At 58.3% G+C, this 25,068-nt stretch carries 21 protein-coding genes and 1 pseudogene; 14 read left to right on the top strand and 8 right to left on the bottom strand.

The annotated features are described in order from the left end of the window. Positions 1-49 precede the first annotated feature (49 nt). The 4 genes from argL (at position 50) to xynR (ending at position 2,949) form a co-directional block, all read left to right on the top strand. Positions 50-145, top strand: coding sequence for a putative translational regulatory protein ArgL (gene argL / locus AC4OVU_RS03230; RefSeq protein WP_213083700.1), 96 nt, complete (start codon positions 50-52; stop codon positions 143-145). After that, complete coding sequence (gene argF, locus AC4OVU_RS03225) at positions 115-1,119, top strand: ornithine carbamoyltransferase (protein WP_110293122.1); 1,005 nt, start codon at positions 115-117, stop codon at positions 1,117-1,119. The genes argL and argF (AC4OVU_RS03225) overlap by 31 nt, the downstream gene beginning before the upstream one ends. A 453-nt stretch (positions 1,120-1,572) precedes the next feature. Then, positions 1,573-2,007, top strand: coding sequence for a DUF3828 domain-containing protein (locus tag AC4OVU_RS03220; protein ID WP_032670691.1), 435 nt, complete (start codon positions 1,573-1,575; stop codon positions 2,005-2,007). Positions 2,008-2,190: 183 nt separating this feature from the next. After that, a complete protein-coding gene (xynR, locus tag AC4OVU_RS03215) occupies positions 2,191-2,949 on the top strand; it encodes a DNA-binding transcriptional repressor XynR (protein WP_109937767.1) in 759 nt (252 codons plus the stop codon). Positions 2,950-2,953: 4 nt separating this feature from the next. Here the strand turns inward: xynR and AC4OVU_RS03210 are convergent, their stop codons facing one another. The 5 genes from AC4OVU_RS03210 to AC4OVU_RS03190 all read right to left on the bottom strand — a co-directional run bounded on the left by AC4OVU_RS03210 (position 2,954) and on the right by AC4OVU_RS03190 (position 9,764). After that, on the bottom strand, positions 2,954-4,564 hold the full coding sequence (locus AC4OVU_RS03210) for a glycoside hydrolase family 43 protein (RefSeq protein WP_110293123.1): 1,611 nt from the start codon (positions 4,562-4,564) through the stop codon (positions 2,954-2,956). A gap of 11 nt (positions 4,565-4,575) precedes the next feature. After that, on the bottom strand, positions 4,576-5,958 hold the full coding sequence (locus AC4OVU_RS03205) for an MFS transporter (RefSeq protein WP_032652345.1): 1,383 nt from the start codon (positions 5,956-5,958) through the stop codon (positions 4,576-4,578). 226 nt (positions 5,959-6,184) lie between these two features. Beyond that, positions 6,185-8,152: a xylonate dehydratase YagF gene (gene yagF / locus AC4OVU_RS03200; RefSeq protein ID WP_045344401.1), complete on the bottom strand. Its 1,968-nt coding sequence runs from the start codon at positions 8,150-8,152 to the stop codon at positions 6,185-6,187. A 14-nt stretch (positions 8,153-8,166) separates the two neighbouring features. Continuing rightward, the gene (yagE, locus tag AC4OVU_RS03195) at positions 8,167-9,075 is read right to left on the bottom strand and encodes a 2-keto-3-deoxygluconate aldolase (protein ID WP_032647056.1); all 909 of its coding nucleotides are present in this window, start codon (positions 9,073-9,075) and stop codon (positions 8,167-8,169) included. Between the two features lie 236 nt (positions 9,076-9,311). Then, complete coding sequence (locus AC4OVU_RS03190; RefSeq protein ID WP_110293230.1) at positions 9,312-9,764, bottom strand: YhcH/YjgK/YiaL family protein; 453 nt, start codon at positions 9,762-9,764, stop codon at positions 9,312-9,314. 675 nt (positions 9,765-10,439) lie between these two features. Between AC4OVU_RS03190 and arcA the strand changes: the two genes are divergently transcribed. The 5 genes from arcA to AC4OVU_RS03165 all read left to right on the top strand — a co-directional run bounded on the left by arcA (position 10,440) and on the right by AC4OVU_RS03165 (position 15,717). Further along, a complete protein-coding gene (gene arcA / locus AC4OVU_RS03185) occupies positions 10,440-11,660 on the top strand; it encodes an arginine deiminase (RefSeq protein WP_015572525.1) in 1,221 nt (406 codons plus the stop codon). A gap of 10 nt (positions 11,661-11,670) precedes the next feature. Next, the gene (arcC, locus tag AC4OVU_RS03180) at positions 11,671-12,582 is read left to right on the top strand and encodes a carbamate kinase (RefSeq protein ID WP_110292712.1); all 912 of its coding nucleotides are present in this window, start codon (positions 11,671-11,673) and stop codon (positions 12,580-12,582) included. Positions 12,583-12,702: 120 nt separating this feature from the next. Then, positions 12,703-13,707, top strand: a complete 1,005-nt coding sequence (argF, locus tag AC4OVU_RS03175; protein WP_003863360.1) for an ornithine carbamoyltransferase — start codon at positions 12,703-12,705, stop codon at positions 13,705-13,707. A gap of 46 nt (positions 13,708-13,753) precedes the next feature. Then, positions 13,754-15,157, top strand: a complete 1,404-nt coding sequence (locus tag AC4OVU_RS03170) for a YfcC family protein (protein ID WP_022646882.1) — start codon at positions 13,754-13,756, stop codon at positions 15,155-15,157. A gap of 80 nt (positions 15,158-15,237) precedes the next feature. Next, complete coding sequence (locus tag AC4OVU_RS03165; RefSeq protein WP_003863366.1) at positions 15,238-15,717, top strand: arginine repressor; 480 nt, start codon at positions 15,238-15,240, stop codon at positions 15,715-15,717. Positions 15,718-15,720: 3 nt separating this feature from the next. Here AC4OVU_RS03165 and AC4OVU_RS03160 read toward each other — a convergent pair. Beyond that, a pseudogene (locus AC4OVU_RS03160) lies at positions 15,721-15,838 on the bottom strand (hypothetical protein). On the opposite strand from AC4OVU_RS03160, the gene AC4OVU_RS03155 reads away from it, so the two are divergent. The 5 genes from AC4OVU_RS03155 to gbpA all read left to right on the top strand — a co-directional run bounded on the left by AC4OVU_RS03155 (position 15,818) and on the right by gbpA (position 19,409). Next, positions 15,818-15,922: a pyrBI operon leader peptide gene (locus AC4OVU_RS03155; protein ID WP_071524139.1), complete on the top strand. Its 105-nt coding sequence runs from the start codon at positions 15,818-15,820 to the stop codon at positions 15,920-15,922. The pseudogene AC4OVU_RS03160 and the gene AC4OVU_RS03155 overlap by 21 nt on opposite strands. 34 nt (positions 15,923-15,956) lie before the next feature. After that, positions 15,957-16,889, top strand: coding sequence for an aspartate carbamoyltransferase (gene pyrB, locus AC4OVU_RS03150; protein ID WP_003863368.1), 933 nt, complete (start codon positions 15,957-15,959; stop codon positions 16,887-16,889). 12 nt (positions 16,890-16,901) lie between these two features. After that, on the top strand, positions 16,902-17,363 hold the full coding sequence (gene pyrI, locus AC4OVU_RS03145) for an aspartate carbamoyltransferase regulatory subunit (protein WP_003863370.1): 462 nt from the start codon (positions 16,902-16,904) through the stop codon (positions 17,361-17,363). 73 nt (positions 17,364-17,436) lie between these two features. Beyond that, positions 17,437-17,823: a 2-iminobutanoate/2-iminopropanoate deaminase gene (gene ridA, locus AC4OVU_RS03140; RefSeq protein WP_003863373.1), complete on the top strand. Its 387-nt coding sequence runs from the start codon at positions 17,437-17,439 to the stop codon at positions 17,821-17,823. 137 nt (positions 17,824-17,960) lie between these two features. Further along, positions 17,961-19,409 carry an N-acetylglucosamine-binding protein GbpA gene (gene gbpA, locus AC4OVU_RS03135; RefSeq protein WP_047731181.1) on the top strand — a complete coding sequence of 483 codons (1,449 nt, stop codon included), beginning with the start codon at positions 17,961-17,963 and terminating at the stop codon, positions 19,407-19,409. A gap of 85 nt (positions 19,410-19,494) precedes the next feature. On the opposite strand, the gene AC4OVU_RS03130 is transcribed toward gbpA, so the two are convergent. Further along, entirely contained in the window at positions 19,495-21,879 is a 2,385-nt protein-coding gene (locus tag AC4OVU_RS03130) for a beta-N-acetylhexosaminidase (protein ID WP_129541595.1), read from the bottom strand. 202 nt (positions 21,880-22,081) lie between these two features. Next, positions 22,082-24,790: a magnesium-translocating P-type ATPase gene (mgtA, locus tag AC4OVU_RS03125; RefSeq protein WP_110292713.1), complete on the bottom strand. Its 2,709-nt coding sequence runs from the start codon at positions 24,788-24,790 to the stop codon at positions 22,082-22,084. Positions 24,791-25,068 lie beyond the last annotated feature (278 nt).

Raw genomic sequence — 25,068 nt, 5'->3', positions numbered from 1 at the left:
CGGGTTTGCCTCCACCTTTGTTGGAAAGATTTGTGAAACGGGGTTGCAAATGAATAATTACACATATAAAGTGAATTTTAATTCAATAAGTGGCGTTCGCCATGCGAGGATAAAATGTCTGATCTGCACAAGAAACACTTTCTGAAATTGCTCGACTTTACCCCTGCACAGTTCACTTCTCTGCTGACCCTTGCCGCACAGCTCAAAGCCGATAAAAAAAAGGGCAAGGAAGTACAAAAGCTTACTGGCAAAAACATCGCGCTCATCTTCGAAAAAGACTCGACCCGTACACGTTGCTCTTTCGAAGTTGCCGCATTTGACCAGGGCGCGCGCGTTACCTATTTAGGGCCGAGCGGCAGCCAGATTGGGCATAAAGAGTCAATTAAGGATACCGCACGGGTGCTCGGGCGGATGTACGACGGCATTCAGTACCGCGGTCACGGCCAGGAAGTCGTCGAGACGCTGGCGCAGTATGCTGGCGTGCCGGTGTGGAACGGGCTGACCAACGAGTTCCACCCGACGCAGCTGCTGGCTGACCTGCTGACCATGCAGGAGCACCTGCCGGGCAAGGCGTTTAACGAGATGACGCTGGTCTACGCGGGCGACGCGCGCAACAACATGGGCAACTCGATGCTGGAAGCGGCGGCGCTGACCGGGCTGGATCTGCGCCTGGTGGCCCCGAAGGCCTGCTGGCCGGAAGAGAGCCTGGTGGCAGAGTGCAGCGCGCTGGCGGAAAAGCACGCCGGGAAAATCACCCTGACGGAAGACGTGGCGGCGGGCGTGAAGGGCGCGGACTTTATCTATACCGACGTGTGGGTGTCGATGGGCGAAGCCAAAGAGAAGTGGGCGGAGCGGATTGCGCTGCTGCGCGGGTATCAGGTGAACGCGCAGATGATGGCGCTGACCGGCAACCCGAACGTGAAGTTCCTGCACTGTCTGCCGGCGTTCCATGACGACCAGACCACGCTCGGCAAGCAGATGGCGAAAGAGTTCGATCTGCACGGCGGGATGGAAGTGACGGACGAGGTGTTTGAGTCGCCGGCGAGCATCGTGTTCGACCAGGCGGAAAACCGGATGCATACGATTAAGGCGGTGATGGTGGCGACGCTTGGGGAGTGATTGGGTCCTCTGAGCGCTGGTGCCCTCACCCCGGCCCTCTCCCACAGGGAGAGGGAGAAAAACCTAAAAACGACAACAGCGTTATCGTCAGGCAGAAAAATTCATTTTACTGACGCTTTCTCAGATACGCATTAACCATAATAGGTATTTATTTTTTTATTAACCATTATTTACTGAGTAGATAATGGTTAATATCAGGTCATTATCAATTACAAAACACCGTATATTATCGGCGTAATATTTCCTTATTGCTGCATTTCATTAATAAGGATTTTTTATGTCATGGAATAAACATGAAGCTGTGTCATACGCCCGTAGCCACGCACTAACCCATACTGGACACTATTGCGCTCGAGCACTCGCCGCCGCCATTCGAGCCGGAGGGCTTAAAATCGAAGGGGCCAACCTATCGCCAACTCCAGCCAGCAATAACCTTATACAGGCATTATTAATATGAATAAGCTCATCTTAATTGCGTTATTCAGCACAGCCGCATTGGGGGCCGAAGATTTTCAGATACCGATGCAGCGCGCCCTTGAATTCAATCGCTGGTACATTAAACAAGTGAACAACAATCGCTATCCCATCCAACAGGGAAATGAAATCGATAAGTTCGTTACGGCCAGCACCATGAAAAAATTACGTCATGCAGACGATCCCCGTTATGCCGACGCTGAATTTTACGAGGCGGATTTTTTTATGAAATCGCAGTATATCGGCGAGGACTGGGCTGAGAATGTGGCTATTGATTCGTATGATTCAGACCCGGTCTGTGTAAACGTGAATATCACGTTTGGCAAAAAGACCCAGCACACCGTCATTGATTGCATGGTGAAAGAAGATGGGATCTGGAAAATCCAGTCTGTCGCCGCTCGGGATAATAATTGATGTCCCCCGCTAACAATAATGTAGCCGCCTTTGTTGCCGGGTGGCGCTGCGCTTACCCGGCCTACAAGTCCCGTAGGCCCGTGCAAGCGAAGCGCCGCCGGGCAAACCGGCTCCATTTCATTGATTTTTCACCCCGAAAAAGGTACGTTTTCGCCTTAATTCCAGCGTGGACATACCAGCATTATGCCGATTATTCAGTCTGTTGAACGTGCGTTGCAGATCCTCGACCTGTTCAACGAGCAGGCCACCGAGCTTAAGATCACCGACATCAGCAAACTGATGGGGCTGAGCAAGAGTACCCTCCACTCGCTGCTGAAAACCCTCCAACTTCACGGCTATATCGATCAGAACCCGGAGAACGGTAAGTATCGCCTCGGCATGAAGCTGGTCGAGCGCGGGCATTTTGTCGTGGGCTCGATGGATATTCGGCAGAAGGCGAAAGGCTGGCTGACGGAGCTGTCCCAGCGGACCGGGCAGACGACCCATCTGGGGATCCTGGACGGGCGTGAAGGGGTCTACATCGAGAAGATTGAAGGCAAGCTGGCCGCCATCGCCTATTCGCGCATCGGCCGCCGCCTGCCGGTTCACGCCACCGCCATCGGCAAGGTGTTGATTGCCTGGCTGGGCGAGCCCGAGCTGAACGCCCTGCTGGAGGGCTATCAGTACACTACCTTTACGCCTTCCACCCTCGCCTCTCGTGAAGCACTAATGAGTGCCCTGGCGCAGACCCGCGAGCAGGGCTATGCCCTGGATAGCGAAGAGAACGAGCAGGGCGTGCGCTGCGTGGCGGTGCCGGTGTGGAACCACGAGTCCCGCGTCATTGCCGCCCTGAGCCTGTCGACGCTGACCTCCCGCGTGGACGACGCTGAGCTGGCTAATTTCCGCGAGCAGCTTCAGCAGGCCGGGCACCAGCTCTCACGCGCGCTGGGCTACCCGGCCTGAGCCGTCAGACCGGCTCGTAGGTGAAGTAGTCGAAGTCAGCGTGGCAGCCGTCGCCGCTGATGTCCTCGCAGTGCAGTCCCACAAACGCGCCGGTGAAGAAGCCGCGCCCGCCGATATAGTCATCCGACAGCTTCCACGCCTCATACGTCACCGGCACGGTGTGCCACGTCTCGCCGTCGAACGAGTAGCTGTAGCGGTAGACCAGCGCATCCACATCCACCCTTAGCCAGACGCTCTTCGCACTCTCCGGCACGGGAATGGGCTGCTCGTGCAGCGGCCACGACGGCACGTTGTGGTCGAGCTGAATAACCTTAATCGTTCTGCCCTGCCCCTCCTCGTAGTCCACAAAGCAGTAGCTCCAGTTTTTGCTGTTGTAGTAGCAGGTCAGCCCCGCGCTCTGCTGGAAGTGCACCGGCGAGAACTGCATCCGCGTCTCGGCCCGGAAGGTGAAGTGCTGCCAGCGGCGCGCCACGGTCGACTGGGTAAAGGTCGAGTTGAGCGAGTCGTTGCCGTATAACCGTAAATAGCCGGGGCGCGCGGTGAGCGAGCCGAGGGTGTCGTCGAACGGAATGCGCAGAGTCTGCAATTCAGGGTCAAGCGTGCTGCTGTCGAAATCATCCCGCCAGCTACCCTGCACGGCGGCGGGCTGCTCCGCCACCTGCGGGCCTTTCACGGTCAGCTGCGCGTGCTTACCGCCCTCCACGTACGGCCAGCCATCGCGCCATTCAATGCGGGCGATGCCGGTCTCGCGCCCGAGCGGACAGTAGCCGCGTCCGCCTGAGGCCAGCAGCGGCACGCCGGGCAGGCGCAGCGGGCGGCTGGTAAGGTAGGCCATATACCACTCCCCGGTGTGGGTTTGCAGCAGCGAGCCGTGGCCGCTCTTTTGCAGCGGGTTCTCCGGCAGGTGCCAGCTGGTCATCATCGTCACATCCGGGTGAAGCTCGTACGGCCCGTCGATGGTTTTTGCACGCAGCACCACGACGGCGTGCTCGTAGCTGGTGCCGCCTTCGGCAACCATCAGGTAGTACCATCCCGCGTGGCGATAAAGATGCGCCCCTTCGGTGTAGCAGAGCGGCGTGCCGGTAAACAGCGTTTTGCGCTCCGGCGAGAGGGTGCCGGTCTGCGGGTCAAACTCCTGCATCACGATGGTGTTGTGCGGGTTGCTGTGATGGCGCGGCCCCCACGGGCGGTAGAGGTAGTATTTGCGGCCATCGTCGTCGTGGAACAGGGACGGATCGAACCCGCCGTTGCCCATCAGGATCGGCTCGCTCCATGGCCCCTCAATGGACGGCGCGGTGACGAGGAAGTTGCGGCCATTTTTCCACGGCGAATCGACAATCTTCACGTCGGTATAGAGCAGCCAGAATTTGCCGTCGGCGTAGCTCAGGCACGGCGCCCAGATACCGCCGGAGTCCGGGTTGCCCTTCATGTCCAGCATCGACACGCGGTCCAGCGGCGTGCTGACCAGCGACCAGTTTTTCAGGTCGCGGGAGTGATAGATGCGCACGCCCGGGAACCACTCGAAGGTCGAGGTGGCGATGTAGTAGTCCTCGCCCTGGCGGCACAGGGACGGGTCCGGGTTGAAGCCGGTGAGTATCGGGTTAGTGATTTCCATGTTGCCTCCGGTTAATGGGATGCGGCTGTCGCGGCGTCGGGAATGGCCTCGCCCTGCGCCGCGCGGTGCTTGATCAGCTGCTGGCTGATGGCCTCCACGCGGGCGTCGGTGAGCTTATAAAACGACAGCATGATGAACATGCCCGCATAGAGCACCACGGGCACCACGCAGAACAGAATTTTGATGGTGGTGAGCACCTCGACCGGCTGCACGCTGCTGCTGGCGGAGTAGTTCACGTATGCGAGGATCCAGCCCACCACCGCCCCGCCAATCGCCAGGCCAATCTTCAGGCTGAACAGGTAGGTGGAGAACACCAGCCCGTCCAGGCGTCGCCCGCTGCGGCTCTCCTCGTAATCCACCACGTCAGAGGCCATCAGCCATTGCAGCGGCGTGGTGGTGTTAAAGACGAACAGGAACAGGATGTTGAGGGCGAAAATCAGGGCAATATGCTCCGCCGGCGTGAAGAAGATCAGCAGGCTAATCAGAGAGTAAGCGACAATGATCCACTTAAAGGCGGTAACGCGGTCGAAGCGGCCCAGCAGACGAGACGAGCAGAGCGAGCCGAACATGGTGGCGAGGCTGCCGTAAAGTAAAAACTGGGTCGCCATCTCCGGGTGATCCATCACGTATTTCACGAAGTAGAGCGTCGCCCCGCCGCGCACCACGTTGGAGCAGGTCGCCATCATCTTGAAGGCGCACATGATCCGCCACTGGCCGTTGCCCAGCAGCAGCTTAAGATCTTTCGCCACCGACGAACCCGGCTGCACCTCAAAGGTGTAGCGCTCTTTGGTGGTGAAGAAGCAGACATAAAGCAGGACTACGCCGCTCAGACCCAGCACGCACATGGCGCCGAAATAGCCCACCTGCTCGTTCCCTTTGCCGATGATGCTGACCAGCGGCAGCGCGATGCCGCTGATGGCGAGCGACCCCGCGGCGGCGAGGAAGAAACGCCAGGACTGAAGGGCATGACGCTCTTTCGGGTCGGCGGTGATCACCCCCGGCATGGCGCAGTAAGGGACGTTAACGAAGGTGTAGACCAGAGTCAGCAGAATATAGGTCACGCAGGCATAGATGATTTTGCCCTGCGCGGAGAAGTCCGGCGTGTAGAAGGTCAGCATGCAGACGATGCCGAACGGGATGGCGCCCCACAGCAGGAACGGGCGGAACTGGCCGTGCCGCGTGCGGGTGCGGTCTACCAGCAGCCCCATCAGCGGATCGGTCACGGCGTCGAGCACGCGGGAAACTAAAAACAGCGTCCCCATTATGCCCGCGGAGAGACCGAACACGTCGGTGTAGAAATAGGCCAGCAGGAACATCGTGGCCTGCCAGACGAAGCCGCAGGCGGTATCACCCAGCCCGTAGCCAATTTTGTCTTTCATGGTTAATTGCGTCATCAGAATTACACCCTTATGTAGTGTGCTGAATTACAACATTGTGTTACTGGAGTGTAATGAGCTGCTCAATTAACCAGCAATGGTCATATCTTATTTCTGAATTACGTTATTTCGCTTTTGTGACGCTAACGATATATCACAAGTCATTGTTTAAATTATCAAATTAAAGGCAAGCAAAAACCGCCCGCGGAATATTTTCCGCAGGCGACTTTCTCTCAAATAATAATTAAAGGCCGAGTGCTTTTTTACCGGCGTTAATTACCTCAATGATTTTATCGGTGTCATAAATACAGCCTTTCCAGGTGCCGCCACTCACGGACTGTAATGCCGCCCACAGCCGGGTATCGTCCGGCAAAAAGTCGTGAGCGTGCAGGTCCGGGTGCGTCTGCCGCCGCGCCAGCTCGCGCGCCCCCTCTTCCGGCGTTAGCGGGTTGTCCGCGGTACCGATGAAGTTCACGCTACCGGTCAGAGTCAGGCGGTCCACGGCAATCTCAATGATGTCGTTATCGCGCAGCTTACCAATCGGCCCGCCCGCCAGCGCCTCCGGCGATACGTGGCCGAAGCAGGCCCCCGTCGACACGCCCGAGAAGCGCGCATCGGTGATTAACGACACCGTCTTGCCCCACGAGATATGCTTCAGCGCGGAGGTAAGCTGGTAGGTCTCTTCCATACCGGTGCCGGACGGCCCGCCGCCGATCACCACCATGATATCGCCCTGCGCAATCTCTTCCCGCTTTATGGCCTTGATGGCCTGCGCTTCCGAGACAAACACCCGTACCCGGCCAGTGTGGCGGTAAACGCCATCGTCATCCACCACCGACGGGTCGATCGCCGTGGCCTTGATCACCGATCCTTCCGGCGCGATGTTGCCCGTCGGGAAGCAGACCGTCGAGGTCAGCCCTTTCGCTTTTGCCTTCTCCGGCGGCAGGATCACGTCATCCGGCTCCACGCCGTCCTGCTCGCGCAGGCACTGGCGGAAGCGCTTACGGCGCTCCGAGCTCTGCCACCAGTCGAGGTTCTCGCCCACTGTCTGGCCAGTGACGGTCATGGCGTCCAGATGCAACAGGCCGAGATCGCGCAGGTGGAGCATCACCTCCGGCACGCCGCCCGCGAGGAAGGCGCGCACGGTCGGGTGATAGTCCGGGCCGTTGGGCAGCACGCTTACCAGGCGAGGCACCCTGCGGTTGACGCGCGTCCAGTGTTCAACGTCCGGGATCGTGCAGCCCGCCGCGTGGGCGATGGCTGGAATGTGCAGCAGTAAATTAGTGGAGCCGCCGAACGCCGCGTGGATCACCATCGCGTTTTCGATGGCTTTGTCGGTGAGGATATCGCGCGTGGTGATGCCACGGTTATCCAGTTCACTGACCGCGCGTGCCGACTGGCGGGCGATCTCCAGCCACACCGCCTGCCCGGACGGCGCCAGTGCAGAGTGCGGCAGCGCCAGACCCAGCGCCTCCGCCACTACCTGCGAGGTGCCCGCCGTACCGAGGAACTGACACCCGCCGCCCGGCGACGCGCAGGCGCGACAGCCCAGCTCGGCGGCCTCCTGCAAGGAGAGCTCATGGTTGGCGAAGCGCGCGCCGATGGTCTGCACTTTGCCCGCATCTTCCCCCACGGTGGGCGGCAGCGTCGCCCCGCCCGGCACCAGAATGGTCGGCAGATCGTGCATGGAAGCCAGCGCAATCATGGTGGCGGGCAGCCCTTTATCGCAGGTTGCCACGCCGATCACCGCCCGGCGCGTCGGCAGGGAGCGGATCAGGCGGCGAAACACGATCGCCGCGTCGTTGCGGTACGGCAGGGAGTCGAACATGCCGTGCGTGCCCTGCGAGCGACCGTCGCACGGATCGCTGACGAAGGCGGCGAACGGGATCCCGCCGTTGCGGGTGATCTCCTTCGCCGCCGCCTGCATCTGCATGCCGATCTCCCAGTGCCCGGTGTGGTAGCCCAGCGCGACCGGGCGTCCGTCTCCGGCGCGGATGCCGCCCTGGGTGCCGATGATCAGCACCTCTTTGCCGGTGAGCTTGTTGGCATCCCAGCCCATCCCGGCGTTCTGCGTCATACCGAACAGGTTGCCGCTGGGGGATTCCATCAGCATCTGCGGTGTCAGCGGCAGCGTGCCCTGCGGCCCCGCCGCGTGGGTGATCACCGCATAAAACGCATCGTCCTGTGGGGTGAAAATTTTCTCAATGGTCATCGTTATCGTCCGGCTCAGCAGAGTTTGAGCTGTTGTAACAGGGTTTTCAGCTGCGCCTTGCGCGGCTCGTCCAGCGGCGAGGCTGGCGGCAGGACGTGCGTAGAAATCGGACGACCGCAGAGCACGATCGCCTCTTTAATGACGTTCACAAACGGCGTATCCAGCTGATACATCTGCGGGATTTGCAGCAGGGTCTGATGATACTCAGCCGCTTTCGCCACGTCGTTATCCCGCCAGGCTTTCAGAAGATTTACCGACACCTGTGGGGCAAAGTTGCCGCTGGCCGAGATCGCCCCGTCGCCGCCGAGCAGCAGGGTATTAAACAGATGATCGTCGTAGCCGCACAGCACCGTGAAATGAGGATGGGCGCCTTTAACGGTGTGGATCATGCTGCGCAGGTGAGCGACGGAGTCGATGGTGTCTTTGATGCCGACGATGTTACTGCGCGAGTCGGCGAGGGTTTTCACCAGTGCCGGGGTCAGATCCTGCCCGGTCAGCGCCGGGAAGTTATAAAGCATCACCGGCAGCGTGACGCTGTCGGCCACCTGCTCGAAATAGCGGATCAGGTTCGCTTCCGATACTTTCCAGTAGTAAGGGTTGATCACCACGATGCCGTCCGCGCCCGCCTGCTGCGCGTGCTGGCTCAGCTCAATGGTTTCCCGGGCGTTGGTGCCGCCGGTGCCGATCAGGACCGGCACACGACGATCGACATGATCGATCGCAAACCGGGCAATGGTTTTACGCTCTTCGGCGCTGAGCTGGGAGAACTCGCCGCCGCTGCCCAGGAAAAACAGGCCGTCGACGCCTGCTTTAATCAGATCGTCGATCAGCGCGGCGGTACCCGGTTTATCGAGCTGGCCATCGGCGGTAAAAATGGTGGAGACAGGGGGAATGATCCCCGTGAACAACGCGGACTGCGGCATGAGATCTCCTTGTTGAAACATTTTGTTCTACATTATAGAACAGTGTTCATTAATTTAACGATCATACTATGACGCAGAAAAAGCGCAGGTAAATGGGAGATGAGGAGGGAGTGCGGGAAGTTTAAGCTGGATCACATTATGCGTGGGTGCGGTCTGGTTCCCTCACCCTAACCCTCTCCCAAGGGGAGAGGGAACTTTTACACCCTCTCCCCTTGGGAGAGGGCCGGGGTGAGGGGTTACTCTACCAGCATCTTCACCACAACCTTACGCACCTGCGCCGGCGCTCCCGCCGCGCACAGCGGCTTATGCACTTCGCCCGGCCAGAACACTACAAAATCCCCTTCGCTCAGCACCACGGTTTTCTCCTGATCGCCTTCCGGCAGGAACGCGATGTCTTTTTCCGCCAGCCAGTCAGTGTCCGGCGTACCGTGCGGCAGGGTGCTGAAGGTCATCCCTTCCTGACCCTTCAGCACAATCTGAATATCCAGATAGCGCGCATGGTATTCAGCGCGACGCTCGGCGAACGGCTGGGTCATGTCCTCCGAAACCAGATAAAACAGGCTGTTGCCGTTGATGTCGTGCTTGCCGGTCGGCGTCGCGTCGCTGACGTGGGCCTTAACGTGCTCAATGGCCTGGCGCAGCTCTTCTGGCAGCCAGGACTGGAGATGATGAATATTGCCAATAATCATGATACAACCCTAAGATTAAAACATTGTTTCATTTTTATGTTTTATACGAGAATTGCCTCTTCCATACCAGCCCTTTTTTGACAAGATTTGCGTCAGCGCATGTTTATCGGGAAATGTGTTAATCCACTGTTAATTGCACACAGGCATTTATGCAGTGGTTATGCATAACCTCATTTCATGCACTTTGCACATAGGATCTAACTCACTGAATTTAAAACATAACTCACAAAACCTGTTGGTGTATCACACTTTACCACTTTGGTTATTTCCTTTAAAAATCCATAATTATTTATTGATTTCTCTTAAGTGAAAAATAGTTAACTGTCATTATTGCATAGCTATTCCCGTGACAACATTTTATCCATTAAAATCAACAACATAACTAAATATTTCAAAGCGTGTGATTCTACAAAATAATAACAACTTCAAATATTGCCACCCGTTCCTGCTTAGCTATTCATCCCTTAATAATATGAAATTAATCATTATCTGATACGAATCATGCAATTGAAAATAAACTACTCAATATCGGTTTTCGCGTGAGCAATGTCACAATAACCATTATTTAAGCGCCTACTATAAATCACGAAATCAATTGAGCTTAGCCGCCATGAAATTAAACACATCACATGGCGCATGCCCTTTTTATTCTGAAAAAAAGTTAAAGGAATAATTATGGAAAAGCATTACGTCGGTTCTGAAATTGGTCAATTGCGTAGCGTTATGCTGCACCGTCCTAATTTAAGTCTGAAACGGTTAACCCCCTCAAACTGTCAGGAGCTGCTATTTGATGACGTGCTCTCGGTTGAACGGGCGGGTGAAGAGCATGACATCTTCGCAAACACGCTGCGCGAGCAGGGTGTGGAAGTCCTGCTGTTGACCGACCTTCTTACGCAAACGCTTGATATTGCTGAAGCAAAAGCCTGGCTTCTTGAAACACAAATCTCCGACTATCGCCTGGGACCAACCTTTGCCGCCGACGTGCGCGGCTGGCTGGCGGATATGCCGCACCGCGAACTGGCGCGCAGATTAAGCGGCGGATTAACCTACGGTGAAATTCCGGCGGCCATTAAAAATATGGTGGTCGATACCCACACGGCGAATGATTTTATTATGAAGCCGCTGCCGAACCACTTATTTACCCGCGATACCTCCTGCTGGATATATAACGGCGTCTCCATTAATCCGATGGCGAAACCCGCCCGCCAGCGTGAAACCAATAACCTGCGGGCAATATATCGCTGGCACCCCGCATTTGCCGACGGCGAGTTTATTAAGTATTTCGGCGACGAGAATATTAATTACGACCACGCCACCTTAGAAGGCGGCGACGTATTAGTGATTGGTCGCGGGGCGGTACTGATCGGCATGTCCGAGCGCACGACGCCGCAGGGCGTGGAGTTCCTCGCCAACAGCCTGTTTAAACATCGCCAGGCCGAGCGCGTGATTGCCGTTGAACTGCCGAAACACCGCTCCTGCATGCACCTCGACACCGTGATGACCCACATCGACGTGGACACCTTCTCCGTTTACCCGGAAGTGGTGCGCAAGGACGCCCAGTGCTGGACGCTCACCCCGGACGGACGCGGCGGCCTGCTGCGCACCCAGGAAACCGACCTGCTGCACGCCATCGAGAAAGCCCTCGGCATTAACCACGTCCGCCTGATCACCACCGGCGGCGACGCCTTTGAAGCCGAACGCGAGCAGTGGAACGACGCCAACAACGTCCTCACCATCCGCCCGGGCGTGGTGATCGGCTACGAGCGCAACGTCTGGACCAACGAGAAGTACGACAAAGCGGGCATCACCGTGCTGCCGATCCCGGGCGACGAACTGGGACGCGGACGCGGCGGCGCGCGCTGCATGAGCTGCCCACTGGAACGCGACGGAATTTAAAGGAGCCATCATGGAACGAAAACCCACTCTGGTTGTGGCCCTTGGCGGCAACGCGCTGCTCAAGCGCGGCGAGCCGCTTGAAGCGGACATCCAGCGCCAGAACATTGAGCAGGCCGCCCGCACCATCGCCGGCTTAACGGAACAGTGGCGCGTGGTGCTGGTGCACGGCAACGGCCCGCAGGTCGGACTGCTGGCGCTGCAAAACAGCGCCTACGACAAAGTCACTCCCTACCCGCTGGACGTTCTTGGCGCCGAAAGCCAGGGAATGATCGGCTACATGCTCCAGCAGGCGCTGAAAAACAATCTGCCCCAGCGCGAGGTCAGCGTCCTGCTCACGCAGGTGGAAGTGGACGCCGCCGACCCGGCGTTCAGCAACCCGACCAAGTACATCGGCCCGGTCTACAGCGAAGCCCAGGCTAAAGCGCTGGCCGCGGAAAAAGGCTGGGTGTTTAAGGCCGACGGCAGCTACTTCCGCCGCGTGGTGCCGTCGCCGCAGCCGAAGCGCATCGTCGAGAGTGACGCCATCACGGGGCTGATTCAGCGCGACCACCTGGTGATCTGCAACGGCGGCGGTGGCGTGCCGGTAGTGGAAAACGCCAACGGCTATCGCGGCATTGAGGCGGTGATCGACAAAGACCTCTCCGCCGCCCTGCTGGCGCGCCAGATCGAGGCCGATGCCCTGCTGATCCTCACCGATGCCGACGCGGTGTACCTCGACTGGGGCAAGCCAACCCAGCGCCCGCTGGCGCAGGTGACACCGGAGCTGCTCAGAGGCATGCAGTTCGACGCCGGCTCGATGGGGCCGAAAGTGGCCGCCTGCCGCGAGTTTGTTGAGGCCTGCAACGGCATTGCCGGGATCGGCGCGCTGGCCGACGGCGCGGAGATCCTGGCGGGCGAGAAAGGCACGTTGATTCGTAACTGAGTCGTTTTCCCCTCACCCTAACCCTCTCCCAAAGGGAGAGGGAATGCACGCCCCCTCTCCCTTTGGGAGAGGGCCGGGGTGAGGGCATCAGACAGCACAAATTTTAAAAAGGATTTCCCCATGACCATTAACCTGAAAAACCGCAACTTCCTGAAACTGCTGGACTACACCCCGGCGGAGATCCAGTACCTGATCGATCTCGCCATCGAGCTGAAGGCCGCCAAAAAAGCCGGACGCGAAAAACAAACCCTGGTCGGGAAAAACATCGCCCTGATCTTTGAAAAAACCTCCACCCGCACCCGCTGCGCCTTCGAAGTGGGTGCGTTCGACCAGGGCGCGCAGGTCACCTACCTCGGCCCAAGCGGTTCGCAGATTGGCCACAAAGAGTCGATGAAGGACACCGCGCGCGTGCTGGGCCGCATGTATGACGGCATCGAGTATCGCGGCTACGGCCAGGCCATCGTTGAAGAGCTGGGCGAGTACGCGGGCGTGCCGGTGTGGAACGGTCTGACCGACGAGTTCCACCCCACCCAAATTCTCGCCGACCTGATGACCATGCTGGAGCACTCTCCGGGCAAAACCCTGCCGGAGCTGAGCTTTGCTTACCTGGGCGATGCGCGGAACAACATGGGCAACTCCCTGATGGTCGGCGCGGCCAAAATGGGGATGGATATCCGCCTGGTTGCACCGAAATCCTTCTGGCCGGAGGCGGGCCTGGTTGAGCAGTGCCGCGCCATCGCCAAAGAGACCGGCGCGCGCATCACCCTCACCGACGACGTGGAGGAAGGCGTGCAGGGCACCGATTTCCTCTACACCGACGTGTGGGTCTCCATGGGCGAGCCGAAGGAGGCCTGGGCCGAGCGCGTCAGCCTGATGAAGCCATATCAGATTAACGCGGACGTGATGAAGGCCACCGGTAACCCGAACGTCAAGTTCATGCACTGCCTGCCGGCGTTCCACAACGAGCACACCAAAGTGGGCCGCGAAATCGAAATGGCGTACGGCCTGAAGGGGCTGGAAGTGACGGAAGAGGTCTTCGAATCACCGAACTCCATCGTCTTCGACGAAGCAGAGAACCGCATGCACACCATTAAAGCGGTCATGGTGGCGACACTCGGCGACTAATCACCGCCCGGCGCGCCGCGGGGTGCGCCGGGTTCAGGAGAACATCATGGGCAAGTTCAAGTTTCCCTCCGCTTACACCATTCTCTTTTTTCTGATTGCCGTGGTTGCCGTGCTGACGTGGATTGTTCCGGCCGGGCAGTACCATATGGCAATGAACGAGGCGCTCGGTAAAGAAGTGCCGGTTGCTGGCACCTACGCGCACGTGGCAGCGCACCCGCAGGGGCTGGTTTCGGTGCTGATGGCGCCGATTGCCGGGCTGTACGATCCAGAATCCGGCCAGGCCGGGGCCATCGACGTGGCGCTGTTTATCCTTATCATCGGGGGATTCCTCGGGATCGTCACTAAAACCGGGGCGATAGACGCCGGGATCGAGCGCGTAACTACCCGACTACGCGGCCGCGAAGAGTGGATGATCCCGATCCTGATGGCGCTGTTTGCCGCAGGCGGCACGATTTACGGCATGGCAGAAGAGTCGCTGCCCTTCTATACCTTACTGGTGCCGGTGATGCTGGCGGCGCGGTTCGATCCGGTGGTTGCTGCGTCCACCGTGCTGCTCGGCGCGGGGATCGGCACCCTCGGCTCCACCATCAACCCGTTCGCCACGGTGATCGCCGCCAACGCCGCCGGGATCCCCTTCACCAACGGCATCATGTTGCGCATCGCGCTGTTGGTGATCGGCTGGATCATCTGCGTGGCGTGGGTAATGCGCTATGCCCGCAAGGTGCGCAAGGATCCGTCGCTGTCGATCGTGGCGGATAAGCAGGAAGAGAATCTCGCCCACTTCCTCGGCAACAAGGGCGAGCAGTCGCTGGAGTTTACCCCGGTGCGCAAACTCATCCTGGTGATCTTCGCCCTCGCCTTCGCGGTGATGATCTACGGCGTGGCGGTGCTGGGCTGGTGGATGGCGGAGATCTCGGCGGTGTTCCTCGCCAGCGCGATTATCGTCGGGCTGATCGCCCGCATGAGCGAAGAGGAGCTGACCTCAACCTTTATCAACGGCGCGCGAGATTTGCTGGGCGTCGCGCTGATTATCGGCATCGCGCGCGGTATCGTAGTGATCATGGATAAGGGCATGATTACCCACACCATTTTGCACAGCGCCGAGGGAATGGTCACCGGATTGTCGACGGTGGCGTTCATCAACGTGATGTACTGGCTGGAAGTGGTGCTGTCGTTTCTTGTGCCTTCTTCGTCCGGCCTGGCCGTTCTGACGATGCCGATCATGGCGCCCCTTGCCGATTTCGCTAACGTCAACCGCGACCTGGTGGTTACGGCTTACCAGTCGGCGTCCGGCATCGTTAACCTGATCACTCCCACCTCTGCCGTCGTGATGGGCGGGCTGGCTATCGCCCGCGTGCCCTACGTGCGCTATCTGAAATGGGTCGCGCCGCTGCTGGGGATTTTAACGGTGGTGATTATGGTGGCGTTAAGCCTGGGCGCCCTGTTGTAATTTGCCGGATGGCGCTGCGCTTATCCGGCCTACGGATCGGTGCGGTGCCACCGGTTATTTCGGGAACTGATATGGGAACTATGATGGATTACGAAGAGTACTCTCCCAAAGAGCAACTACAGCTAACGGTCTGCCAGCGTCTGATCGCGGAAAAGAGCTATCTCTCCCAGGAGGAGATCCGCCGCGACTTACAGGAGCGGGGTTTTGAGACCATCAGCCAGTCCACCGTTTCACGTCTGCTCAAGTTGCTCGGTGTCATAAAAATTCGCAATGCCAAAGGGCTAAAGATTTATTCGCTGAATCCCCAGCTGCGCCCGGCCCCCGACGCGGCGCGTACCGTCTCTGAAATGGTGGTGAGCGTGGAGCACAACAGCGAATTTATCCTTATCCATACCGTCGCCGGATATGGCCGCGCGGTGGCGCGTATTCTGGATTATCACCAGTTACCGGAAATTTTAGGCGTGGTGGCCGGAAGCAGTATTGTCTGGGTCGCGCCCCGCGTGGTGAAGCGCACCGCGCTGGTGCATAAGCAAATTAATTATTTGCTCAGAACGCATTAATATTCATAAAGAACCGTTTGCATTGAGTAAAGCGTGCATTAAATCGCTTGATCCCAAAAGCGAGCTGCGTATAATGCCCGACAATTTGCCGGGAGGAAGCATGGTCAAGCGTGTACGACATATCGTCTTACCGCGTCTGAAATCAGACGCTGGCCTGCCGTTTTTCTTCCCGTTGCTAAACCTATTCCCAGAGCCCCTCATTTGAGGGGCTTTTTTTTGCCCGGCGTCAGGAGATAAACATGAATCCGCTTTATCAAAAACACATCATTTCCATAAACGACCTCAGCCGCGAAGAGCTGGAACTGGTTCTGGAAACCGCGGCAAAACTGAAGGCCAATCCGCAACCGGAGCTGCTGAAGCACAAGGTGATTGCGAGCTGCTTCTTCGAGGCCTCCACCCGCACCCGCCTCTCCTTCGAAACCTCCATGCACCGCCTGGGCGCGAGCGTGGTGGGCTTCTCGGACAGCAGCAACACGTCGCTGGGCAAAAAAGGCGAGACCCTGGCGGATACCATTTCAGTCATCAGCACCTACGTGGACGCGATTGTGATGCGCCACCCGCAGGAGGGCGCGGCGCGTCTGGCGACCGAGTTTTCCGGCGGCATTCCGGTGCTGAACGCCGGTGACGGTGCCAACCAGCACCCGACGCAGACCCTGCTGGATCTGTTCACCATTCAGGAGACGCAGGGCACGCTTGAGAACCTGAACATCGCCATGGTCGGCGACCTGAAATATGGCCGCACCGTCCATTCCCTGACCCAGGCGCTGGCGAAATTTAACGGCAACCGCTTCTTCTTCATCGCGCCGGACGCGCTGGCGATGCCGCAGTACATTCTCGATATGCTGGACGAAAAAGGCATCGCGTGGAGCCTGCACGCCAGCATAGAAGAAGTGATGGGCAACGTGGATATTCTCTACATGACCCGCGTGCAGAAAGAGCGTCTTGACCCATCCGAGTACGCCAACGTGAAGGCGCAGTTCGTCCTGCGCGCCAGCGACCTCGAGGGCGCGCGCGACAACATGAAGGTGCTGCATCCGCTGCCGCGCATCGATGAGATCACCACAGACGTGGATAAAACGCCGCACGCCTGGTACTTCCAGCAGGCCGGAAACGGCATCTTCGCCCGCCAGGCGTTACTGGCACTGGTTCTGAATCGCGAATTAGCTCTGTAAGGGGAGACGACCATGACACACGATAACAAACTCCAGGTTGAAGCCATCAAGCGTGGCACCGTGATTGACCACATCCCTGCGCAGGTGGGCTTTAAGCTGCTGACGCTGTTCAAACTGACTGAAACCGACCAGCGCATCACCATCGGCCTGAACCTGCCGTCGGGCGAAATGGGCCGTAAAGACCTGATCAAGATCGAGAACACTTTCCTGACCGACGAGCAGGTCAACCAGCTGTCTCTGTACGCGCCGGACGCCACGGTTAACCGCATCGACGATTACGACGTGGTGGGCAAATCCCGCCCAAGCCTGCCGGATCGCATCGAAAGCGTGCTGGTCTGCCCGAACAGCAACTGCATCAGTCATGCTGAGCCGGTTTCCTCCAGTTTCGCAGTGAAAAAGCGCGCCAATGACATTGCACTCAAATGCAAATACTGCGAAAAAGAGTTTTCTCATTATGTGGTGCTGGCCAACTAATTGAGGTTGGTAATGAAATCCCGGCTGTTATAATGGCCGGGAACATTCTTAACGCTGTAATTCTGGAGAAAAAATGAGCAAAGTACTCGCGACGGAAAATGCACCAGCGGCTATCGGCCCATACGTTCAGGGCGTTGATCTGGGCAGCATGATCATCACTTCTGGTCAGATCCCAGTGAACCCAAAAACCGGTGAAGTGCCAGCCGACGTAGCGGCGCAGGCGCGTCAGTCGCTGGAAAACGTGCAGGCGATCGTCGAATCTGCCGGCCTGAAAGTGGGCGATATCGTCAAAACCACCGTGTTCGTGAAAGATCTGAACGATTTCGCCACCGTTAACGCCACTTATGAAGCGTTCTTCACCGAGCACAACGCCACCTTCCCGGCGCGCTCCTGTGTGGAAGTGGCGCGTCTGCCAAAAGACGTAAAAATTGAAATTGAAGCGATTGCCGTACGTCGCTAATTTATTTCAATAAAAAGAAGGCAGCTCAGGCTGCCTTTTTTATTGCGACCATTTTTACTCTCTCCAGGCAATGACGCATCCCCCACTCCATTAATAGACTGACGCTGCCTTGTTATATTCTAATTAATGGATGAAGAATGAAACTCTCTAAGATCGCGCTGGCCGTTGCCACATTAGCGGTTGCGTCTTCCGCACTTGCACACGGATATATAGAATCCCCCGCCAGCCGCGCTTATATGTGTAAGCTCGGCCAGAATATTGACTGTGGCTCTGTACAATATGAACCGCAGAGCGTAGAAAAGACCTCCGGCTTCCCGACGGGCGCAATGCCGCCTGACGGCCAGCTTGCCAGCGCCGGTATTGCCAGCTACTCCCAGCTTGATAAGCAGAGCCTGAACGCCTGGACTAAAAGCCCCATGACGGCAGGCCCGCATGAATTTGTCTGGCACCATACCGCGCCGCATAAAACCACCAACTGGCGTTATTACATTACCAAACAAAACTGGGACCCCAATAAACCGCTGACCCGTGACCAGTTCGAATTAACGCCGTTCTGTACTATTAACGGGAATGGTCAGGCACCGTCCATGACAAAATCCATGACCTGTAATGTCCCGGAACGTACGGGCTACCAGGTTATTTATGGCGTGTGGGAAATTGCGGATACCACAAACAGTTTCTATCAGGCCATTGACGTTGATTTCGGTAACGGCGGCAACGTCACGCCGGACGATACCCCAGCGGTAATATCCCAGTGGAGTAAAACCCTGAGCGGACAGATTGCCGGGAATAACCTGAACGTGGGCGATAAAGTGATTGCACGCTTCTTCGACGCCAACGGGGAAGTTGCCGCCCTGCGTACTGAAATGACCATCGGCTCTTCAGAACAAGGCGACGCTAACCAGTGGTCCTACGATCTGGCGCAGAAGATCAACACCGCTCATAGCGATGTCCGCGTCGGTGTGAAAGATGAAGCCGGTGAAATCAGCCCGATTCACGGCGCCAACAGCGTATTCGTGAAAGACGGCAGCACGCTGAGATCCGTTGCCATCTCTTATGAAGAGCAAAAGGCGCAGGTGAGCGAGACCATCGCCGTTTCCGATCTGCAATACAGCAAAATCGAACATGGCAATGTGATTGTGACCTTCCATGTGAACACGCAGGGTGACGTTAATTTTGAAGCGCACGTGATGAACCACCACGGTGCCGAAAAAGGTTACCTGAAGCAGGATATGAATAACGTCAATCAAAACGTGACCATGACGCTGACTGACGTCACGGCGGGCCACCATATGCTGAAATACTACGCCACCAACAAAGACGGCACCCTGTTCGCGCAGGACGTGCTAAACCTGATGCTGGAAAGCGACGCGGCGGACAGCAGCGGCCCGCATGACTTTATCTTCCCGGACAGCATTGCCTCCTACAAACCGGGCACCGTGGTGTTACAGCCTAAAAACGGTAAGACCTACGAGTGTAAACCGTTCCCGTATAGCGGCTACTGCGTGCAGTACAGCCCAACCGCAAACCAGTTTGAGCCGGGCGTGGGCGCGCACTGGAAAGAGGCGTGGGTGCTGAAGAACTGAGTTGCCTTCACGCCCGGCGGCACTTCGTTTGCCGGGCCTACACGTCACGTAGGCCCGGTAAGCGTAGCGCCACCGGGCGCATTTGTTACTGATTCCGCGTCGCCCTAAGCAGCGTCTCCAGCGGATATACCGCCGCAATCACCACCTCGTCCTGGATCGTCGCCGCGTTATCCAGTTCGCTCTGGATCGACGCGATCTCGTTGTCGTCCAGCGTGCCCTGACGCGCCACCAGATCCGTCAGCCTCAGGCCAATCGAGGCCAGTTTATCCACCTCCTGGATCACCGGCTTAATGGCCTTCAGCTGATAGCTGTTTTCACTCAAGGCCAGCGCATCGCTGGTGTTGTTCTGCCAGCGGTTAAAGACGTGGCGCAGCGCGTCGGCGCTTTCCGTGTCTTCCGCGTCGCTCACCAGACGGTCCGCCCATTTATTCATCTGACGCACGGTCGCACTTTCCGCGTTTAGCGCGTCAGCGAGCCGGTTGAGCGGCTCAAACTGATGATAGTTTCCGGCCTGGAACTTAAGATGCTGGCGGGTGTAATACTGCGCCGGTTCAAGCGCCTGGGCGAGAATTTGCAGCGGAAGGGTATCCGCATTGTTGGCGAGGCGCGTGAACTGCACCTGCTGCTGGGTATGCTGCTGTAGTCCAGCCGACACCGTGGACCAACTGTCCATCGCCTGGAGCCGGGTATACATGTTGTCGATGTCGTTGACGTCCTTTGCCGACCATAGCCGCTCCGCCACCGCAAAGGCGCGCGGCCACAGACGGATATCCAGCACCGGCGCGACCACGTTTTCCGCCCACAGCGCGGCTTCACCGCCGAGCAGATTGGCCTCGTCCGCCGGGTCCGGCACCACCGGCGGTATGCCTTTTGGCACCGCGTCCAGACGCGTGCCGTCGATCGGGTAGCGGGCGTTACCCACCAGGAAATAGCCGCTGAGCTTATCGTTCTCAACAGAAACGACCGGACGCGTTTCACCCATCCAGGTATCAACGGTAAACGTTACCTGGTTGTCGTCCCGCCACTGAATGTTATCCACCGCCCGACGCGATTTTCCAGCAAAATCAATAAATCCACGCCACCCGGCATCGCCTTTCACCAGCGTAAAGCTGCCTTCCACCGGCTTGCCTTTCAGACGCGGCATGGAGAAAGCCCAGCTCTGGACGCTGTCGGTGTCCGCTATCACATCCACGCCGTTCAGCCCCTGCGGCACAATTTCATTGCGGTAGTGGTAGGCGGTGGATTGCGGCTGATCGAGGTAGAAACCGGTTGAGAGAATGCCCTTATAGCCGTTCTGCGCCACCTGCCCCAGCGCGTCCTGTCCCTGCCAGGACTGGATCAGAATGCTTTTCGGCAGATCGGGATGGTAGATCTCATCCCAGCCAACCATCTGCCGGTGGTGCTTCTCAAGGATCGTCTCCAGCTTGCGGTTGAAATACGCCTGCAACGCGTGGCTGTCCGCCAGTTTGTTGTCGCGCATAAACGTCTGGATCGTAGCGTTCGCTTTCCACTGGCTGTCGTCAACCTCATCGCCGCCAATATGCAGATACGGATCCGGGAAGATCGCCGCCAGTTCGCTGACCATCGCGTCGGCAAAGGTATAAGTTGCCGCTTTGGTTGGATCCAGCACCGGCTTCAGCACGCCCCAGTGGCGCTCCATGGCGTACGGCCCCGGCGCGCTCATCAGCTCCGGGTAGGCGACGGCAATCGCCGAGGCGTGGCCCGGCATATCAATTTCCGGCACCACGCGTATGCCGCGCTCGGCAGCGTAACGCACAATCTCGCGCATCTGCTCCGGGGTGTAGAACAGCCCATCGCTGGCAAGCTGGGTTAATTTTGGATAACGCTTCGAGGTAAAGCGCCAGCCCTGATCGTCCGTCAAATGCCAGTGCAGGACGTTGAGTTTGGCCGCGGCCATGCCGTCGATCTGGCGTTTAATATCCGGAATCGGGAGGAAGTGGCGCGCCGAATCGAGCAGCAGCCCGCGCCACGGGAAGCGCGGCGAATCTTCAATGGTCACCCACGGGATCGAGGTGTTTTCGGCGCCGTTCTGCATCAGCTGAAGCAAGGTTTCCATGGCGCGCAGCGCGCCAAAGCGGGTGTTGGCAGAGATATTTACGCCGTTGGCGTCCACCGTGAGTTTATAGCTCTCATCGCTGTCCGGCAGCGGCTGCGGCTTCACCTTTTTGGCGATGGCGATGCGGATAGTCGGCTTGTCCGGTTTTTCGGCCTGCGGCTGTAGCGTCCAGCCGGTTTGCAGCGCAATGCGCTGGCGCAGGCGGTTGACCGCATCCCCCAGATCGTCGCCGCTGACGCTCACGGAGAGTTGATTGTTAAGCACCAGCGCGCCCTGAGTGGTCGGGCGTTCAACCTTCGCAGGCCAGGGCATTAAGGGAAGGTCGCCTGCCGGGGCGGCAAAGGCGGAAGCGCCGAGCATAAGCCCGGCGGTTAAGAGACTGTACCGTAACATGAATGTTCCTTATCTGACGGGCCAAATAAAGGCAAAACATTCTGTTAACATGCGCTCAAATTGTCGTCAAGCGAATGCGCCGACAGAGATCACAGGTTGTTGAATTTGGGAGGAAAGCTATTGCCCGGTGGCGCTGCGCTTACCGGGCCTACGTTTCGGGAGTAGGCCGGGTAAGGCGAAGCCGCCACCCGGCAAACATAATTTACTGCCACCCATACCGACGGCTATAGAACCCTTTCACCATCTGCGTCAGTACCATGTAGCCCGCGAGGATCGCCACCAGCCACGGGAAGTAGCTCAGCGGCAGCGCCTGAAGTTGCAGGTAGCTTGCCAGCGGCGAGAACGGCAGCGCGATCCCGAGCGCCATCACAATGCCCGTCATCACAATCAGCGGCCACGCGGCACGGCTCTGGATAAACGGAATGCGGCGGGTGCGGATCATGTGCACAATCAGCGTCTGCGACAGCAGTCCCACCACAAACCAGCCGGACTGGAACAGCGTCTGGTGTTCCGGCGTGTTGGCGTGGAACACAAACCACATCAGGCAGAAGGTCAGAATGTCAAAGATGGAGCTGATCGGCCCAAAGAACAGCATAAAGCGCCCCAGATCGGCGGGGTTCCAGCGCTGCGGCTTCTGGATCTGCTCGTCGTCCACGTTATCAAACGGGATCGCCACCTGAGAGACATCGTACATCAGGTTCTGGATCAGCAGATGCAGCGGCAGCATCGGCAGGAACGGCAGAAACGCGCTCGCCACCAGCACGCTGAAGACGTTGCCGAAGTTGGAGCTGGCGGTCATTTTGATGTATTTGAGCATATTGGCGAAGGTGCGACGCCCTTCGATGACGCCCTCCTCCAGCACCATCAGGCTCTTTTCCAGCAGAATGATATCCGCCGCTTCACGGGCAATATCCACCGCGCCGTCCACGGAGATACCGATATCCGCCGCACGCAGGGCTGGCGCATCGTTGATGCCGTCGCCCATAAAGCCCACTACGTGCCCTTCGCGACGCAGCAGAGTGACGATGCGTTCTTTATGCATCGGCGTCAGGCGGGCAAACAGCGTGGTGCGTTGGGCAAGCTCGGCCAGCTCATCGTCGGTCAGGTGCTCAATGTCGCTCCCCACGACGACGTCACCCGCGTCCAGGCCGACTTCGTGGCACACTTTGGCCGCCACCAGCTCGCTGTCGCCGGTCAGGATTTTGACGGTGATCCCGCTCGCTTTCAGCGCTTTCAGCGCGGGCGCGGTGGTCTCTTTCGGCGGATCGAGGAAGGCGATGTAACCTTCGAGGATCAAATCGGATTCATCGATACGCTGGTAGTCCCCTTCCCGCGCGGGCAGGAACTTGCTGGCTACCGCCACCACGCGCAGCCCCTGACGGTTCAGGTTATCGGTGACGCGTTTGATGCGGCGCAGCATGGTCTCATCCAGCGGCACGATCTCCCCGTTATGGCGCACCTGCGTGGAAACATTCAGGATCTCCTGCAATGCCCCTTTGCAGATCAGCTGATGCACCTCCGGCTGCTCGCTGACCACCACCGACATGCGGCGCCGTTCAAAATCGAACGGGATTTCATCCACCTTCTGCCAGCGGCCGGAGAGCATGCGGGCAGACTCCTCGTCCACCCCTTCCAGCACCGCCACGTCGAGCAGGTTTTTCAGCCCGGTCTGATAGTGGCTGTTCAGCCAGGCGCTGTGGAGCACGCGCTCGCTGGTTTTTCCGGCGATGTCGGTGTGGTTCTCCAGCACGATTTTGTCCTGCGTCAGGGTGCCGGTTTTATCGGTGCAAAGGATGTCCATCGCGCCAAAGTTCTGGATGGCGTCGAGGTGTTTAACGATCACCTTTTGTTTAGAGAGTTTGACCGCCCCGCGCGCCAGCGTGGACGTGACAATCATCGGCAGCATTTCCGGCGTTAAGCCAACGGCCACGGAGAGCGCGAACAGCGCCGCTTCCCACCAGTCGCCTTTGGTGTAGCCGTTGATCAGCAGGACAATCGGCGTCATGACCATCATAAAGCGGATCAGCAGCATGCTGACGCGGCCAATGCCTTTCTGGAACGCATTCGGCTCGCTCTCCTGCTCGCTGACGCGTCCGGCAAGCTGTCCAAACCAGGTATTGCCGCCGGTGGCGGTGACAATCGCCTGCGCGGTGCCGCTGACCACCGTGGTGCCCATAAAGCACAGGGTGTCGCACTCCAGCGGGTTCATCTGCTGCGGATCGCGGGTCCGCGCTACCTTCTCTACGGGCAGGGACTCACCGGTGAGTGACGCCTGCGCGACGAACAGATCCCGCGCCTGGATGACGCGTAAATCCGCCGGGATCATGTCCCCCGCCGCCAGCTTCACCAGATCGCCCGGCACCAGCTGGTCAATGGGAAGCTCAATCCAGGCGTTCTCGCCGAGGTCGTTAATCACGCGCGACACGGTGGCGGTGTTGCTGACCATCGCTTTCAGGGCGTCCGCCGCTTTGGTGGAGCGCGCTTCCTGAATAAAGTTCAGCAGCGTGGAGATCCCCACCATCAGGGCAATCACGCCTGCGGCAAACAGATCTTCAGTGGCGTAAGAGATAATCCCGAGCACAGTCAACAGCAGGTTGAACGGATTGCGGTAGCAGAGCCACAGGTGGACCCACCAGGGAGAGGTTTTCTGCGCCGGGATCTGGTTATCGCCATGTTCCGCGCGGATTTTTGACACTTCTTGCGCGTTCAGCCCTTCCGGGTGGCCGCCAAAGGCGCGCCAGACTTCGTTTTCATCCATCGCCGCCACGTTCAGGCAGCGCTCGGTCAGGGAAGCGGGGATTGCCGCTCCCGCCATGGTGTTGGCATTTGGCAGCGGATCGCGCGCAATCAGGCGATGTGGCAGGTGACGGCTCAGCAGCGCTTGCAGCTGCCGGGTGATATTCTTCAGCATAGTCATTCCCCCGCATCCGCAAAGGCGGACGCAGTTTTCCCGCAGGCGTGGCAAAGCCGTACCTGTCAGGCACTTAATTTATCAAGCAGGAACGTATGAACGTTGCTGCCTCACGCCGGTGAGACAGCAAAAGGCTGGCTTACCGGAAAGAAGGTTTTCTCCTGGTCAGGAGAGGTGTGGGATCGGGATCCATGTGGCCTCCGGTAAGTAAAAAGTTGGGTATCGGCACGCAGTATAGTGATTTATCCATACCGTTTGTGACTAATCGGGCGGTATTA

It is taken from the genome of Enterobacter sp. 6722112 (genome assembly GCF_058661685.1).
Note: the sequence above shows the minus strand (reverse complement) of the source record. Positions and strands in the feature narration are given on the sequence as shown.